The following is a 16,497-nucleotide window of genomic DNA, read 5'->3' as shown; positions in this document are numbered from 1 at the left end:
TTCCTTACTGACCGACATCAAGAGTAGAGGGATAGGTATACCCGCTGTTGAAGCCCAGGGGAATATCCAGACCCCAGAACAGATACAACATGGCGGTCAAGGCAATCAGCAGACCCACTGAATAGGGCACCATCATGGCGACCAAAGTACCAATGCCCGACTGAGTACAGTATCTCTGCATGTAGGAAATGATCAGTGGGTAGAAGGCAAACATAGGGGTGCTGACATTAATGGCGCTGTCGGAAATACGGAAAGCTGCCTGAGTAAGCTCTGGAGACAGACCCACAGCCATCAGCATAGGCACCAATACCGGCGCCAGAATCGCCCACTTGGATGAAGCCGAGGTGATTATCAGGTTCAAGCAGGCGGTCAGCAGGATCACTCCAAGAATGGTCAGCTGGCCGGGCATATTCAGGGCTTTCAGACCTTCGGCACCCGAAAGCGCAACCAGACTGCCGATATTGGACTGTCCAAAGCAGTAAAGGAACTGAGCACAGAAGAAGGCAAATACGATAAAAGAGATCAGCGAGCCGGTGATGCTCTCCATGGACTTGGTGATGTCCTTGGCCGAGGTAAAGGTCTTGCTGACATAGCCATACACCAGACCAGGTAGGGCGAAGAACACCAACAGCAGCGGCACAATCAGCTTCATCGCCGGAGCATCCGGGTGGGTCAGTGAGCCATCTGCGGCGCGGAACATGGAGTCAGCCGGCGCCATCAGGGCGATACAAAGTACAATCAGACCCAGCAGGGTCAGGTTAGCCAGACGGAAGGCTTTGGTCTCGGCGCTGGTCAACATGCCTGGGCTGGATTCTTCCGGTCCTGATTCTTCAGGCGTTGTATCGATAGGCATGGTCTTGGCAAGACGCGGCTCAACGATCTTGTCTGTTATGTACCAGCAGGTGGCGATGACAGCAAAGGTGGAAGCAACCGAATAGAAATAGTTACACAGCACGTTCACGCTGTAGCTGGGATCCAGTACATGAGCCCCTGTCTCGGTAAAGCCCGCCAGAATAGGGTCAATAATGGATGGCGTGTAAGAAGCGGTAAAACCGCCTGCCAGACCCGCAAAACCTGCGGCGATACCCGCCAGAGGGTGCTTGCCGGTTTTATAGAAGATATAGGCTGACACAGGCATCAGGATCACATAGGCCGAATCCGAGGCAACATGGGCCAGAATGCCGATAAAGATCACCGACGGCGTGACCGCCGACAGGGGCACCACAGACAATAACTTCTTCAGTGCCGTGGTGATATAGCCAGAACCTTCGGCAATGCCGATACCTAAAGTGGCGACAATCACTATACCCAGTGGCGGAAAGTTAACGAAGTTCTTCACCATGGAGCTGAACAGCCCCATCATGCCATCGGCACTGAGCAGGTTAACGACCCGGATAGGCTCCTGAGTCAGGGGATGTACATAGCCAAACTGAATATGGGACAGGGCCCATGAAAGGCCGATACAGATTAGGGTGGCGAAGAAAAACAGCATGGTGATATCCGGGATACGGTTACCCAGATTTTCAATTTTATCCAGCCAGGTGCTGGTTGGTTTGGGCGGGACAGAGGTGCCGACTGTCATGGAGGTTCCGGTACATTAGTAAGGTTATTGTTCGTGTTCAACAATAAAGCCCGTAAGCAACCACAGACAATGACTAATACAGTGATCCCGCAAGCAGTTCAGGCATGGCGGCTCACTGACTTTACATTCCAGATTATGAATAAACCAAATGATTACAATGGGATGACCTTATCTCATTGATGTCATACCCGTAGCACTATGTAACCGGAGAGCTTAGTTCAACCGACACTCTTCGCATCCGAACAGCTTGGCATGCATCCAACAGCCAACGCAAAAGCCCATAACGGCTTCCAACCAGGTCAATACAAAGCAGATCCCTAATACTGCCAGCAGCCACTCCACAGAGAAGTCGGGCAGCCTGAATGCCAGACAGCTGATGCCTATAATAGCTCCCAAAGTCCAGGCGAACTGTTTAGGTTTAGCAGGCTTCCACAGAGGCGGGAGTCTTAATGTCATAGCTGTTCCCAGGAGGCCAGACGGAGAGAGGGGCGTCAGACCAAAGATAGCGGCAACCGTCATATCAAAAATGACATAGGGTCCAACATAGATGACTGGGTCCAGCTCAGGTTTCCACAAGAGTATGAATATGGTGACCATGGAGAGAATGTTCAGCAGTCCGGCCCTAGCCCGCGTCGCTGTTTCGTTGACTCTGAGACCTGACTCACCTTTAAAGGATTGCCCCATGGCGAACATGGGCGAAGTAAAGAAGCTGTGTTTGTCCAACTGACTCATGATCCTGCTCCCTGAAGTACTGACAAATTAAGTTTATGTCTGAAATTACGTTTTGGCAGGACAGGCTCACACCTATGGCTGATAGAGAGTGAGACCTTTTTACTAGTGAGTAGCGCTATATTTCTACAGAATCCCAATTGTATCTATTTGTTTCAGTCGTGTGTTTACATTCTATTTACGCTGGTGTGGGGTGTTTGCAAACAACTTGGAAATATCTAATGCACTGATAAATAATAATTAAATTTTTCTTTTTTTGATTTTTGCACCTTCTTACTACCTCTTTTACGCCAGCACTCAACGGCATTCGACAGGGTGTCTGTTTTGTTGAAAAAGGGATTAGAGTGGCATTGCGGCTGTATCATTCGTTTCGCCTGTTCTGGCATATATCTGAGTCGTCTGTTTGCCATTTACTCGCATTGATTACCCGCATTTTGGGGTTGGTGTGGTTTGGTTACTGACAAGGAGTTTTCGCATCTTCCCCATTAGCTGAATATTCAGGATATTGACGAGGATGTTATGGACTTCAAAAAAATTACTTACGCCATGGGCTTGGCTGGTTTGCTCTGCAGTGCTGGAGCTATGGCCAGTTCGCCTTTGTCTTTTTCTAAATCCGAGGTAGGTGGCCAGCCAAAGGTTATGCAGATGCCTGGCTTGGATAACGCTAAACTCAGACAAAGAGAAGAAATAAACCGGGCGATGAACCCAAGGGATTATGTGCTGCAGTTCGCTGAGCCCCTTAAAGTGTCATTGTCGCCAGATAAGTGGCAGAAAGTGCAGGTTATTAATGAGGGTAAAGCCAGCGAGATGTCAGTTTGGCGTATGCAAATTACCTCTGCCGGTGCGCTCTCGTTGAACTTTGGTTTTACGCAGTTTGAGATGCCTGAAGGTGGATCTCTGCATATTTACACTCCGGACCGCAGCCAGCGGATCCGCGCATTTACCGCTGCAGACAATGACGCCCATGGCCAGTTGTGGACGCCAATGCTGGCCGGTGACAGTGCCATTATTGAAGTGAATGTTCCTGCTCACAAAGAGAAGCAACTTAAACTTGAGCTGACCTCGGTTAACCATGGTTATCTCGGCGCCAACGTAAAAGATATTTTCGATACTCTATCCGGTGCCTGTAACGTAGACGTGGTTTGTCCAGCTGGTGATGACTGGCGGGATCAGATTCGATCGGCTGCGGCAATCAGTTTGGGCGGTTCCCGTTTCTGTTCAGGTGGTGCACTGAACAACACTGCCAATGATGGTCGCGCATTCTTCCTGACCGCCTATCACTGTGGTGTTAATGCGGGTAATGCTGCCTCACTGGTAACTTACTGGAACTTCGAAAACAGCTATTGTCGTGACCCAGGCAGCAGTGATAGCGGTGGTCAGGGTGATGGTACGCTGGATCAGTTTAATACAGGTTCGATATTCCGTGCCGGCTACTCACCTTCTGATATGACCTTGGTGGAGTTGGATGACCCATTTGACCCAGCCCATAACGTCTTCCTGGCTGGTTGGAATGCCAATGACGAAACTTCTACTTCTGCCGTTGCGATTCACCATCCCAATGTGGATGAGAAACGCATAAGCTTTGAAAATGAAGCCACAACCATTACATCCTATGGCGGTAACTCAAGTCCGGGTGACAGCACCCACATCCGTGTTATTGACTGGGACCTGGGGACAACTGAAGGGGGCTCATCCGGCTCCCATCTGTTTGACCAGAACAAGCGGGTTATCGGTCAGCTTCATGGTGGTGGGGCGGCCTGTGGGAACGATCTTTCAGATTGGTATGGTCGAATCTACACCTCATGGGATGGTGGAGGCACAGCCAGTACCCGTCTGAGCACCTGGTTGGATGCTGCAGGTACCGGTGAGATGGCGATCGATGGTATGAATGCAACCGATCCGGGTGACAACCAGTTACCGGTTGTTAATGCCAATGGCCCTTACCTGGCGTTTGTTGATACTGCGGTGAACTTCTCCAGCGCTGGAACTGAAGATCCCGATGGCACAGTCGTTAGCCTTGAGTGGGACTTTGGTGACGGCAGTGACGTCAGCAGCGAAGCTAATCCATCTCATGTGTACACGGCCAAAGGCAACTATGAGGTGTCTTTGAAAGCCACTGATGATGACGATGCCTCCAGAACGGTATTTACTCAGGCCAATGTGTTTGATCCTACTCAGGATGAGCTGATGAATGGTGTGGCCAAAACCGGCTTGAGTGGAGAAACCGGCGAGGAAACCTACTTCTATATGCAAGTGCCTTCCGGTGCCACCAACCTGCAGTTTGTCACTCAAGGTGATAACGGTGATGCGGACCTCTACGTTAGTCAGGGTCAGTTGCCTACAACCAGTAGCTTTGATTGTCGTTCTTGGTCTGGCAGCAGTAATGAGACCTGTAGCTTCCCAACACCGGAAGCCGGTACCTGGTATGCGATGGTTCGTGCTTATTCTGGCTACAGCGATCTGTCTTTGACCGGTAGCTATGAGGGCGGGCAAACCAATGAACCACCGGTTGCCGGGTTTGATGCCAGCTTCAGTGGTGCTCTGGGTAGCTTTACCAGTACCAGTACTGACTCTGATGGCTCAATTACCGATTGGAGTTGGGACTTTGGTGACGGCAACACAGGCTCGGGTGAGATGACCAGCCATACCTATGCAGCTTCCGGAAGCTATAGGGTAACGCTGACAGTAACCGATGATGGTGGTGCACAGGACAGCGACTCCCAGACCTTTGATGTCACCGTACCGGATGCCAACATCGATCTGGAGATAGGCAAGGTGCTTAAGTCACGCCGTGGTAGCGTCAGAGTTTCCCTGAGCTGGGAAGGCAGCACCGGAGACTATACTGTGAGCCGCGATGGTGAGGATGTCGGTACAACCGGCAGAACCCGTTACACTGACAGATTCCGTGTCAGTGGCAGTGATCCCGTGACTGTGACCTACAAGGTATGCGGTGCCGATGGTGGTTGTTCTGCTGAGGTCCCAGTGGTCATTGAGTAACTCTTTTCCCTATTGAAGTAATAAAGCAAAAGCCCCTGATAACAGGGGCTTTTTTTGGGATATATATCCTGGAAGACCAGTGAATTAGATTGATTGGGCTTCGTCTGTGCATCTCATCAATGGTTGGATTAAGTCACTAATCCGGATCACTCAAATTCAATGCAATCACTTATCAGCCAGACGGGACTCCAGCTCATCCTGCTTGGTTTGCAGGGCTTCCAGCTTTTCGCGGGTTTTTAGCAGTACATGCTGCTGAACTTCGAACTCCTCGCGGGATACCAGATCCAGTTTCATCAGTTGGTTTTGCAGGACTTTCTTGCTGCGGTCTTCAAACTCATCGGCAAATTGCTTCAGACCCGGAGGCAGATTGTCGGTCAGTTGCTTGGCAATATCTTCAATTTTCTTTGGATTTAGCATGGATGAGCCTGAATTAAGTCATGTGGAATTGTGGGTGATTGTAGCCCAGTGGTCAGGGAAATAAAAACGCCCGCAGTTGAGATATCAATGCGGGCGTTTGCGGCTGAGCTGACTGGCGATAGATCAGCTCTGAGGTTGAGCCTCCGGTTGCTCAATGTTTTCCGGGTTATCTCTGGGTTTGGCCCGAGCTTCCGGGCTTTCGTCAAACTCTGGTAGCGGCTCATGTCTTTCTGCCAGGTAGGTATAAACCACGGGCAAGACAAACAGGGTGAACAGGGTGCCTACCCCCAAGCCTGCCACAATCACAATACCTATGTTAAAGCGGGAAGCCGCACCGGCACCTGAGGCGAACAGTAGCGGGATCAAACCAGCGATCATTGCGGCTGTGGTCATCAGGATTGGACGCAAACGTATGGCGGCCGCGTGTTTAATTGCATCCACCTTGGAGGCGCCATGGAACATCTGCTCCTCCTTGGCCACTTCACACATCAAAATACCGTGCTTGGAGATAAGCCCCACCAGGGTAATCAGACCCACCTGGGTATAGATGTTGAGCGACGTGAGGCCGAAGACATGGGTCCATCCCAGCGCGATCAGGGCGCCACTTATCGCCAGTGGTACAGTGACCAGAATAACCAATGGATCTCTTACACTTTCAAACTGGCTTGCCAGAACCAGGAAGATAATGGCGAGTGCGAGGGCAAAGGTAACGTACAGAGCATCGCCCTCCTCTACAAACTGACGGGCTTCACCCAGGAAGCTGTAGGTGTAGCCTTTTGGCAGCTCGGTTTCAGCCAGACCTTCCATAAAGTTAATCGCATCACCCATAGCGACGCCTGGGGAGGGCACTGCGCCAATGGTCACTGAGTTCATCTGATTGAAGTGAGGCAGTGAGCGGGGCTCTGAGACCACTTCCACATTCACCAAACTGGACAGAGGAATAGCCTTACCGTCGGCGGCTTCAACATAGTACTTGGACAGATCCTCCGGATTGGCACGGTACATACGCTCTACCTGAGGGATCACCTCATAGGAGCGTCCGTCAATGTTCACCCGGTTGACATAGCCATCGGTGATCATGGTGCTGAGGGTGACACCAATGTCCTGCATGGTAATGCCATAGGCACCGGCAAGGTCACGATCGATATGGATCTTCATGGTGCCTGAGTCGTACTTGAGGTTGACCTCAGAGTAAACAAACAGCGGACTGCGCTGCACCTTGTCCAGAATGTTGGTGCCAATATTGAACAAGCTTTCAAAGGCGTTGGAACTGGTAATGACAAACTGCATGGGCAAACCGCTGGATGCACCGGGTAATGCGGGCATCTGGAAGGTGGTTACCGCCATGCCGGGGATCTCTTTAGCTTGCTCACCAATGATCTTCTGCATCTCCTGCTGGCTTTTATCCCTTTGACTCCAGGGAACCAGTGGCGCAATACCCATAGCCTGATTGGAGCTTGGGATACCGACAAAGGCCAGAGAGCCTGCAGACTCAGGTTGTTCTTTAATGATGTCGGTGACCAGCTTCATATTGGCCTGAATATAGTCAAGGTTTGCGCTGGATGGCGCTGTGCCCATCATCATTACCACACCCTGATCTTCATTGGGTGCCAATTGCGATGGGATATCCTTAAACATGATTGGCAATGAGAGAAACACAATAATCGCAAACACGACGATAACCGGCTTGATATCCATTACAGCATCAAGGGTTTTGGCGTATTTGTGCTGCAGTCCTTCCAGGAAAGATTCCACTCTGCGCTCAAAGGCATTTGGCTGAGTGTTGGACTTAAGCATGCGCGAACACATCATGGGCGATAGTGTCAGCGCCACAATACCTGAAATAAACACGGCGCCGGCCAGCGTCAGGGCAAACTCTTTGAACAGAGCACCGGTTACCCCACCCATAAGGGCGATAGGCGCATAAACTGCTGCTAGGGTAATTGTCATCGAGATTACCGGTACGGCGATTTCGCGGGTACCAATAATGGCCGCTCTGAACGGTGTTTCCCCCTCCTTGATGTGGCGATCGACGTTTTCTACCACCACGATGGCGTCATCCACCACCAAACCAATAGCCAATACCATGGCCAGCAGTGTCATCAGATTCAGCGAGAAACCAAACATCTGCATCACCACTGCCACACCGATAAGCGACAGGGGAATGGTGACGATAGGAATAACCACGGCGCGCAGTGATCCCATAAACAGCATGACCACTACGATTACGATGACTGCAGCCTCAATAATGGTCTTGGCAACCTCTTTAATGGACTCATCAATAGCCAGGGAAGCATCGTAGAGAATTTCGGCTTTCATGGATGGCGGCAGGTTGCGCTCGATATCCGGCAGCATGGCGCGGGCGTCGGCGGCCACTGTCAGTGGGTTGGCTGTGGGGGTCACGTTCAGGCCAATGACCACAGCCTCTTTACCGTCGGCTAGGGCGCGATAGACATCATGACTCTTGGCCAGGCTGACTTTGGCGACATCACCAAGGCGGATCACCATACCGTTGTTACTGCCCACAACCAGCTTTTCCAGTTGCTCAGGAGTGGCAACCTGAGTATCGGCGGTACCATTGAGCAGGGTGAAGTAGGAATTCATTTGGCCCACCGCACTCTGGTAGTTATTGGCCTGCAGTACATTCAGCAGTTCACTCGCTGTGATGTTGTAGGCACCCATGCGGGCTGGATCTGGCCAGACTCTCAAGCCGTAGGGCATACCGCCATAGAGGTTAACCGTGGATACGCCATTGATGGTAAACAGTTGAGGTTTTACCACACGCTCCAGGTAGTCTGTGATCTGACTGGAGTTGAGCTCATGACTGGAGAAGGAGATATACAGGGTTGAGGTCTGGGAGCCTGTGGACATAGTCACAGTGGGATCCTGCGCCTCTTTGGGTAGCTGAGAAGCCACCGAATTAATCTTGGCCAGGACATCGGCCAGGGCACCGTTTGGATCTGTGTTTAGCTTCATATACACAGAGATAGTGGATGTCCCGAGAAAACTCTCCGAGGTCATAAAGTCGACGTTATCCACCTGGGCCAGAGCCTGTTCCAGTGGTTGGGTGATAAAGCCCTGGATCAGGTTCGCATCAGCTCCATAGTAGGAGGTGGATACCTGGATCACCGTGTTGGTCATCTTGGGATATTCACGCACCTGCATACCTGTGAGGGCATTAAGCCCGAGGATCAGCAAGAGGATGCTGATGGAGGCCGCCAGCACCGGTCGTTTGATAAAGATATCAGTAAATGTCATGGTCGCCTCCCGTTACAGCGTCGGCATGGAGGCAGGAAGTTTGAGGGCATTATCCTCGGTAATCTTCACCAGACTGTTGTTACTCAGCCTTACCAGACCGGAAGTGACCACCTGGTCGCCGGCTTTTATCTCTCCGGTGACCAGGGCATTGTTACCATTGCGTTCAACCACATCCACATTTACCTGTTTCACCCGCTTTTCTGTCTTACCTTCTTTGTTGGTTTCTTCGATGATATAAACCGAATTGCCATAGAGCGCGAAGTTGATGGCGGTTTGGGGGACAACCAGCTGATTGGTCATTTCTGGCAGGACGATGGCTGCTTTGGCAAACATACCGCTGCGCAGTTTGCCATGAGCGTTGGGGATACGAGCCTGAACCTGAATCAAACCACTTTGATAGAAGACTGCTGGTTCAATGGCAGCGATCTGCCCTTCGAAGACTTCATCCGGATAGGCGTCCACATAAATATGGACTGGCTGACCAACGGCGATGCGGCTGAGCTGAGTTTGGGGAATGGTAAATCTGAGCTTCATGGAGCTGGTATCTTCAAGTCGAACTATCTCAGTCCCTACCTGTAGATATTGCCCCAGGTTGATGGAGCGGATCCCCAGGCTTCCGGAGAAGGGCGCTTCTATCTCGCGCTGGTCAATTGTCGCTTCAAGGCTGCTGATATCGGCTTGCATTGCCATATAGCGTGACTCGGCATTATCCAGATCCTGCTGTGACACTGACTTTTGCTTATAAAGTCTGAGTAGGCGTTCATAGTCAGCTTTCAACGCGGGTAACTGCACCTGCTTGGCTTTGAGGTTGGCTTTCTGTACCTCAGAGTCCAGTTGCACCAGCATATTGCCCTGCATTACCTGAGCACCATTTTCAAAGTCGATTGAGGTGACAATACCGGACACTTCGTTGGAGATGGTGACGCCTTGATTAGGCTCGATAAAACCAATGGCATCTATGGTGGGTTGCCAGTTGACTGATTGGAGGGTGATGGCGGTTACCGGATACACAGCCTCCGGCATATTGGCGATGGCTTCTTTGGTTTTTTGCTGTACAAACCAATTGAAACCTATCACGGTACCGAAAGCCAATAAGGCGATGATCACCATGATTACAAACCACTTTTTCATTCTGAATACTCCGTCATTGAGCAGGGCAGAGAGGCCGCCATCACTCGTCAGCTTCCAAGCTTAAGCTGGCGTGACTGAATGGCATCTGACTGAGAAATCACATACTTGTCTGTTATTTTATCAAGTATGACATCACTGGATGACAGCATAATGTGATCTGTGTAACGTCAGATGGAAGGTGTCACCGGAAATAAGTGCAAGAAAATCAGCGATTCCCGGATGACCTTCCCTGGGCCAGATACGCCGGTTGCGACAGCATCCATGCAGGGCGGTGTAACTGATGCTGGTTATTTTGTGTCCACTGAATGTTAAGCTAGGGGAAATCCCTTTCAGGTGCAAGTGCGGTACTTTCTGTTAGAATCTGCTGCGTTTTTCAAATCTTGAGGTCAGTCCCCATCCATGAAGCTTAATCCCGGGCAAAATGATGCCGTTCACTATGTTTCAGGTCCCTGCCTGGTATTGGCTGGCGCTGGCAGCGGTAAGACGCGGGTAATCATCAATAAGATTGCTTACCTGGTGCAGAAGTGTGGTTATAACGCCCGAAACATAGCTGCCGTGACTTTTACCAATAAAGCCGCGCGGGAGATGAAAGAGCGGGTGGCTCAATCTATGGGGCGTAAAGAAGCGCGGGGGCTGTGGATATCCACTTTCCACACGCTCGGGCTCGAGATCCTCAAGCGGGAACATAAAGCCGTTGGTTTGAAAGCCGGTTTCTCACTGTTTGACGATCAGGACACTATTGCTCTGTTGAAAGAGCTTACAGAGAAAGAGCTGCAGGAGGACAAGGATCTGCTGAAAGCGCTGGCGACAGCGATCTCCAACTGGAAAGGTGCTCTGGTGATCCCTGAGCATGCCCGCAAGGTGGCCAAAGGGGAACAGGAGCAGCTGTTTGCCCTCTTGTACCAGCGTTATGCCCAGCATATGAAAGCCTATAATGCGCTGGATTTTGATGATCTGATTTTGATCCCGACTCTGTTGCTGCGCCATAACGCAGAAGTGCGCGAACGCTGGCAAAAGCGTATTCAATACCTGCTGGTGGACGAATATCAGGATACCAACACCAGTCAGTATGAACTGGTGAAACTGATAGTGGGGGAACGTGCCCGTTTTACTGTGGTAGGGGATGACGACCAGTCTATCTATTCCTGGCGAGGGGCCAAGCCTCAGAACCTGGTGTTATTGGGCAAAGATTTTCCCAGCCTCAGGCTGATTAAACTGGAACAGAATTATCGCTCCAGTCAGCGAATTTTGCATGCCGCCAATATTCTGATTGCCAATAACCCCCACGTTTACGACAAGTCGTTGTTCTCTGAATTGGCCTATGGTGAGCCGCTGAGAGTATTGATGGCCGCCAACGAAGAGCAGGAAGCTGAGCGCGTGGTGGCGGAAATTGTACGCCACAAGTTTGTCGGTCGGACTCAGTTCGGTGACTATGCCATTCTGTATCGGGGTAACCATCAGTCACGCTTGTTGGAGCGGGCGCTGATGACCAACCGTATTCCCTACAAACTCAGTGGGGGAACCTCTTTCTTCGCCCGCGCTGAGATTAAAGACATCATGGCTTACCTCAGGCTGGTGGTGAATCCGGATGATGACAATGCGTTTCTGCGCATAGTAAACCTGCCCAAACGTGGCATAGGTCCGGCAACACTTGAGCGTTTGGGCAACTTTGCCAACCACAAACATATTTCTATGTTTGAGGCGATCTTCCACCCTGACCTGAACCACGAACTGGCTCCGGCGGCCATGTCGACCCTGTATGAATTCGGGCGCTTTATTGTGGATACGGGTGAAATTGCGACCCGGGGTGAGGGAGTGGATGCCATCAAACAGTTGATCCGCAAGATCAACTACGAAGACTACCTGTACGAAACCAGCACCAGTGCCAAGGCGGCAGAGATGCGGATGAAGAACATCTCTGAGCTTTACCGTTGGGTGACAGAGATGCTGCAGGGAGACGATCTGGATGAGCCGATGACGCTGCCTGAGGTGGTAACCCGACTGACATTACGGGACATGATGGAGCGTAATCAGGAGGATGAAGGTGGTGATCAGGTCCAGCTGATGACACTGCATGCCTCCAAAGGTCTGGAGTTCCCTTACGTGTTTATGGTGGGGATGGAAGAGCGGATCCTGCCGCACCAGACCAGTATTGATGAGGATAATGTAGAGGAAGAGCGACGTTTGGCCTATGTAGGTATTACCCGGGCACAAAAAGAGCTTTGGTTTGTGATGTGTCGTGAACGCCGTCAGTTTGGGGAAACTATGCGATGTGAACCAAGCCGCTTCCTGGCTGAGTTACCCCAGGATGATCTGATATGGGAAAACCGTAAGCCGCAGCAAACAGCTGAAGAGCGTCAGCAATCAGGTAAGGCGAATATTTCCAATATTCGCGCCATGCTCAACAAGGGTAACTGATCCTTCAGGGTAGGTAACCCTCTTGGGGAAGGGAGTCAGGAAGGTGTCATTCAGGCACTTTCCTGATGTTCAAGCATCTCAATGCTGCTGCCAAGCAGTGGCCCCTGACCATAAATGACACCCATTTCAATAAATTTTCTATGGGTATCTGGCTGAGCAATACCGGTGGCAAACACCTGCAGATCCAATTCTGCTGCAGCCAGACTGCTGGCTTTAGCCAGTTTGTAGTGATGGCTGTTGTCCAGATGAGCCGCGAAGCTTGGGTCCAATCTGATTGCTGAAACTGGCATAAATGAAAGGCTGGACAGTGAACTGTAACTTGTACCATAGCCGTACAGGCCAAGCTTAACTCCCTGCTTACTCAGATTATCAAACATATTGATGTGATTTTCTGTGTCCTGTACCAGTTGCTTTTCATGGAAGAACAGCCAGAGGTATTGAGTTGGGAGTTGAGCATCTGCCAAAGTTCGCCGCAGCTTTTCCATCGATTGCTTTTGTTTTCCATGCAAACTGCAAATACTCAATTGGATCTGTGGTTTGTGATACACCCTGGCCAATTGTGAATACTCTTCACTGAGCATTTTCAGTGTCAGTAGATCCAGCTCTTTTTGCAGGTTTGCCTGCTCTGCAATGTCGTTCAGGCTGGCGTGGTGAAGCTTTCCCCTGGTTGGATGCTGCCAGAAGGGGCGCGCTTCCAACGCGATCAAACGCATCTTGGTCAGATCATAGATTGGCAGATATTGCAGGCCAATGGCTGAGGTTTTAATGGCTTGTCTCAACTCTTCGGTCAGGCCTGTTTCAGTGGCTACTGTACCGGGTTGTTTGGGATCATAAATCACATAACAGCCCTTGCCTTTGGACTTGGCCTGATACATAGCGTTGTCGGCATTTTTCAGCATGGACTCGCTGGTGTCATGGGCTGTAGTAATCGCGACACCTATGCTGCCTCCTGAGAAGAAGTGATGTTGATCCAGCTGGTAGGGTTTTGCCAGTTCTGCCAATACTCTTTCACAGATCTCATGGACATCATCAGCGTGCTGTATGGTGTCCAGTAAGATCACAAACTCATCTCCTCCCAGCCTGCCAAGCGTGTCGCAATCCCGAATACAGGTTTTCAGACGTTTGGCGGTTTGGATCAGAAATCTGTCCCCCTCGAGGTGGCCAAGGGTATCGTTAATCAGTTTGAATCGGTCCAGATCGATAAAGAGTACGGCAAACTTATCAAGTGGATGGCGACGCATATGTTTACAGGCCTGCTCCAGGCGTTCCATAAACATCATTCGGTTTGGCAGACCAGTCAGGCCGTCATGGTTGGCATCATAAATTAGCTGCTGCTCGATCTTTCGCCGTTGTAGTATCTCTTTCTCCAGTTCCTGATTGGTTCGGGCCAACTCCCGGGTCCGGGCTTCAACCTTATTCTCAAGTTGCTCATAGGACTGTCGCAGCGATTGTGCACTCAGCTTACGTTCAATGGCTGTGGCGATATGCTGGGATACAAAAGTCAGCAGTTCCATATCGCCGGGAGCGAAGCTGTGGTGTTCATTGAAGCTGTATATCGCCAGCACGCCCATCACTTTCCCCTGAATAAACAGAGGTACACCAATCCATTGATGAATCAGGTCTGTGTTATTGAGTCTGGGAGATTGGCGGTACAGGACACCTTCATCGATAAGACGTTTGATATCCTGGTTACCAAGCATCAAGGGGCGACGCTGTCCGAGCAGATATTCGGTCAGTCCATCCTGACGTAAGCGCGGCAACGGGTGAGGAGTCCCCTGTTGCGACATATAAAAGGGAAAACTGATTTTGTCGCCCTGTGCGTTGAGCAGGCCGATATAGCAGTTATTGGCGGGCAGCAGATGATTCAGGACCCGGTGGATCTGTTGATAAAAGGAGGTGTCATCCAGTTTGGCAGCAGCCAGATTGGCAATTTCATAGAGTGACTTTTGCAGAGCTTCGGCTTTGCGTCTGACCGAGACTTCATCTTTCAGTTTGTCATAGGCCTGACTCAGTTCCTGAGTCCGTTGGGCAATGGCTCTTCCCAACTGTTCCTGCTGCTCGAGTCGATCCAGCACACCGGAGATATGCTGGCTGATAAATTCCAGCAACTCAACTTCTGCTTCCCCATAGAGAGTTTGTTCATCATAGCTCTGAACAACAAGCACGCCTGTGGTAACGCCATTACTCAGAATCGGTACGCCCAACCACTGATGGCAGTCACTGCCAAGGCCAATCACTTCGCCTTTTGCGAGAAGTTGCTGGTATTTGTCATTATCAGCCAGCAGTGAGCTGCGGGTACGGAATACATAGCCTGTCATTCCTTTCACCAGGAGTTCATTAAGGTCCTGATCCGGATACAATTCGGATGGGTGCGAGTCCTTCTCATCTGCGAAGAACGGGATAGCAAATTGCCTGGCCAAAGGATCGTAGGTGGCAATGTAGAAGTTATCAGCCGCAAACACATTTTTGAGTTGCTGGTGGAGAAAACTGTAGAATTCGCTGAGCGAGCTGGCACGTATTGCAGCGTTGGAGATCTCCAGCAGGGCTTTTTGGATTTTGTCTGCACGGCGATATTTGGCAACAAGCTGCCTCAGACGTTTAAGTCTGCCGCGTAATCCCCGGGTAGTGGAGTCGGTTTCCCCGGTATAGTCATCCCTGTCTAAACGATCCCTGAACATAGTGCCTGTTATGAATAATTATTGGATTTATTCGGGCTTGTTTACAAGCTATACAATTAACATATATGTGGTTAATAACCAAGTCATAAATATGGTGTATGCGACTACAAAGTCGGTCCTGTTCAGTTAAAACTTGAGCAGTTGGATGAAAAAAGCCAAAACAGTGCTGGACGGCATCAAAATAAAATCCTAGTATATGCCCCGCTGACAAGGCAGGGCACCCATAGCTCAGTTGGATAGAGCGCACCCCTCCGGAGGGTGAGGCCGAGGGTTCGAATCCTTCTGGGTGCACCAGAATGGGCCAGAAGATGTTTGTCAGCACGCGGTAAGGATATGGTGGCTATAGCTCAGTTGGTAGAGCCCTGGATTGTGATTCCAGTTGTCGTGGGTTCGAGTCCCATTAGCCACCCCACTCCGTTTCACTTTCGAGTGATCTGAAACGGCAGCACAGTCGTAAATCAAGTGCAAAATATATCGTCGGTGATTAGCGCAGTCTGGTAGCGCATCTGCTTTGGGAGCAGAGGGTCAGAGGTTCGAATCCTCTATCACCGACCAGCTTTAAGAAGTTTCTTTCGGTGATTAGCGCAGTCTGGTAGCGCATCTGCTTTGGGAGCAGAGGGTCAGAGGTTCGAATCCTCTATCACCGACCAGATAACGACAAAAGCCCGCATGCAATGCGGGTTTTTTGTTGCTGTAACGCAGACTCGTTATGGTGGCTATAGCTCAGTTGGTAGAGCCCTGGATTGTGATTCCAGTTGTCGTGGGTTCGAGTCCCATTAGCCACCCCATTCTGCTTACATTCAGCAACAAACAAACATCGGTGATTAGCGCAGTCTGGTAGCGCATCTGCTTTGGGAGCAGAGGGTCAGAGGTTCGAATCCTCTATCACCGACCACCTTCAGCAAAAAGCCCGCACCTAGTGCGGGCTTTTTGCTTTCTATCTCAATCACAAATTAACTCCTTTCAGCATGCTGGTATCCAGGCATGTAATGAGACCTGCATAGCAGGGATTATCATTGCTGAAACTGAGGGAGGTGCAGTCTGGTAGCGCATCATGATGTTGATGAGAGAGCGGAGCAGAATTTCAGAGGTTCGAATCCTCTATCACCGACCACATTCAGTAAAAAGCCCGCACCTAGTGCGGGCTTTTTGTTTTCTATCTCAATTCAAATTAATTCCTTTCAGCATGCTGGTATCCAGGCATGTAATGAGACCTGCATAGCAGGGATTATCATTGCTGAAACTGAGGGAGGTGCAGTCTGGTAGCGCATCATGATGTTGATGAGA

The 16,497-nt window shown here is 50.5% G+C and carries 8 protein-coding genes and 6 tRNA genes; 8 read left to right on the top strand and 6 right to left on the bottom strand.

What is annotated here, in order from left to right:
* Positions 1-4: 4 nt before the first annotated feature.
* Positions 5-1,582, bottom strand: coding sequence for an AbgT family transporter (locus L2725_RS20895; protein WP_249250736.1), 1,578 nt, complete (start codon positions 1,580-1,582; stop codon positions 5-7).
* 213 nt (positions 1,583-1,795) lie between these two features.
* Positions 1,796-2,314 (bottom strand): DUF4395 domain-containing protein, encoded by a 519-nt coding sequence (locus L2725_RS20890; RefSeq protein WP_249250735.1) that lies wholly within the window; start codon positions 2,312-2,314, stop codon positions 1,796-1,798.
* Between the two features lie 516 nt (positions 2,315-2,830).
* On the opposite strand from L2725_RS20890, the gene L2725_RS20885 reads away from it, so the two are divergent.
* Positions 2,831-5,308, top strand: coding sequence for a PKD domain-containing protein (locus tag L2725_RS20885; protein WP_249250734.1), 2,478 nt, complete (start codon positions 2,831-2,833; stop codon positions 5,306-5,308).
* Between the two features lie 165 nt (positions 5,309-5,473).
* Here the strand turns inward: L2725_RS20885 and ubiK are convergent, their stop codons facing one another.
* The 3 genes from ubiK to L2725_RS20870 all read right to left on the bottom strand — a co-directional run bounded on the left by ubiK (position 5,474) and on the right by L2725_RS20870 (position 10,114).
* A complete protein-coding gene (ubiK, locus tag L2725_RS20880; RefSeq protein ID WP_249250733.1) occupies positions 5,474-5,725 on the bottom strand; it encodes a ubiquinone biosynthesis accessory factor UbiK in 252 nt (83 codons plus the stop codon).
* 123 nt (positions 5,726-5,848) lie between these two features.
* The gene (locus tag L2725_RS20875) at positions 5,849-8,983 is read right to left on the bottom strand and encodes a multidrug efflux RND transporter permease subunit (RefSeq protein ID WP_249250732.1); all 3,135 of its coding nucleotides are present in this window, start codon (positions 8,981-8,983) and stop codon (positions 5,849-5,851) included.
* 12 nt (positions 8,984-8,995) lie between these two features.
* Entirely contained in the window at positions 8,996-10,114 is a 1,119-nt protein-coding gene (locus L2725_RS20870; RefSeq protein ID WP_249250731.1) for an efflux RND transporter periplasmic adaptor subunit, read from the bottom strand.
* 399 nt (positions 10,115-10,513) lie between these two features.
* Here L2725_RS20870 and rep point away from each other — a divergent pair, with 399 nt between their 5' ends.
* Positions 10,514-12,532: a DNA helicase Rep gene (gene rep, locus L2725_RS20865; RefSeq protein ID WP_249250730.1), complete on the top strand. Its 2,019-nt coding sequence runs from the start codon at positions 10,514-10,516 to the stop codon at positions 12,530-12,532.
* Positions 12,533-12,582: 50 nt separating this feature from the next.
* On the opposite strand, the gene L2725_RS20860 is transcribed toward rep, so the two are convergent.
* Positions 12,583-15,210 carry a sensor domain-containing phosphodiesterase gene (locus L2725_RS20860; RefSeq protein ID WP_249250729.1) on the bottom strand — a complete coding sequence of 876 codons (2,628 nt, stop codon included), beginning with the start codon at positions 15,208-15,210 and terminating at the stop codon, positions 12,583-12,585.
* A 217-nt stretch (positions 15,211-15,427) separates the two neighbouring features.
* Here L2725_RS20860 and L2725_RS20855 point away from each other — a divergent pair.
* From L2725_RS20855 to L2725_RS20830, 6 genes are all read left to right on the top strand, one after another.
* Positions 15,428-15,504, top strand: a tRNA-Arg gene (locus L2725_RS20855).
* A gap of 42 nt (positions 15,505-15,546) precedes the next feature.
* Positions 15,547-15,622, top strand: a tRNA-His gene (locus L2725_RS20850).
* 66 nt (positions 15,623-15,688) lie between these two features.
* A tRNA-Pro gene (locus tag L2725_RS20845) sits at positions 15,689-15,765 on the top strand.
* Positions 15,766-15,783: 18 nt separating this feature from the next.
* Positions 15,784-15,860 (top strand) — tRNA-Pro (locus tag L2725_RS20840).
* A gap of 62 nt (positions 15,861-15,922) precedes the next feature.
* Positions 15,923-15,998, top strand: a tRNA-His gene (locus tag L2725_RS20835).
* Positions 15,999-16,028: 30 nt separating this feature from the next.
* A tRNA-Pro gene (locus tag L2725_RS20830) sits at positions 16,029-16,105 on the top strand.
* The last annotated feature ends 392 nt before the right edge of the window (positions 16,106-16,497 follow it).

Source organism: Shewanella corallii, assembly GCF_023349125.1.
In the GTDB taxonomy this organism is placed as follows: domain Bacteria; phylum Pseudomonadota; class Gammaproteobacteria; order Enterobacterales; family Shewanellaceae; genus Shewanella; species Shewanella corallii.
This window is presented reverse-complemented; position numbering and strand designations above follow the sequence as displayed.

Bases quoted from the DNA above. Each gene is read 5' to 3' on its own strand.
- L2725_RS20895 (WP_249250736.1), bottom strand. From the start codon at position 1,582: ATGACAGTCGGCACCTCTGTCCCGCCCAAACCAACCAGCACCTGGCTG.
- L2725_RS20890 (WP_249250735.1), bottom strand. From the start codon at position 2,314: ATGAGTCAGTTGGACAAACACAGCTTCTTTACTTCGCCCATGTTCGCC.
- L2725_RS20885 (WP_249250734.1), top strand. From the start codon at position 2,831: ATGGACTTCAAAAAAATTACTTACGCCATGGGCTTGGCTGGTTTGCTC.
- ubiK (WP_249250733.1), bottom strand. From the start codon at position 5,725: ATGCTAAATCCAAAGAAAATTGAAGATATTGCCAAGCAACTGACCGAC.
- L2725_RS20875 (WP_249250732.1), bottom strand. From the start codon at position 8,983: ATGACATTTACTGATATCTTTATCAAACGACCGGTGCTGGCGGCCTCC.
- L2725_RS20870 (WP_249250731.1), bottom strand. From the start codon at position 10,114: ATGAAAAAGTGGTTTGTAATCATGGTGATCATCGCCTTATTGGCTTTC.
- rep (WP_249250730.1), top strand. From the start codon at position 10,514: ATGAAGCTTAATCCCGGGCAAAATGATGCCGTTCACTATGTTTCAGGT.
- L2725_RS20860 (WP_249250729.1), bottom strand. From the start codon at position 15,210: ATGTTCAGGGATCGTTTAGACAGGGATGACTATACCGGGGAAACCGAC.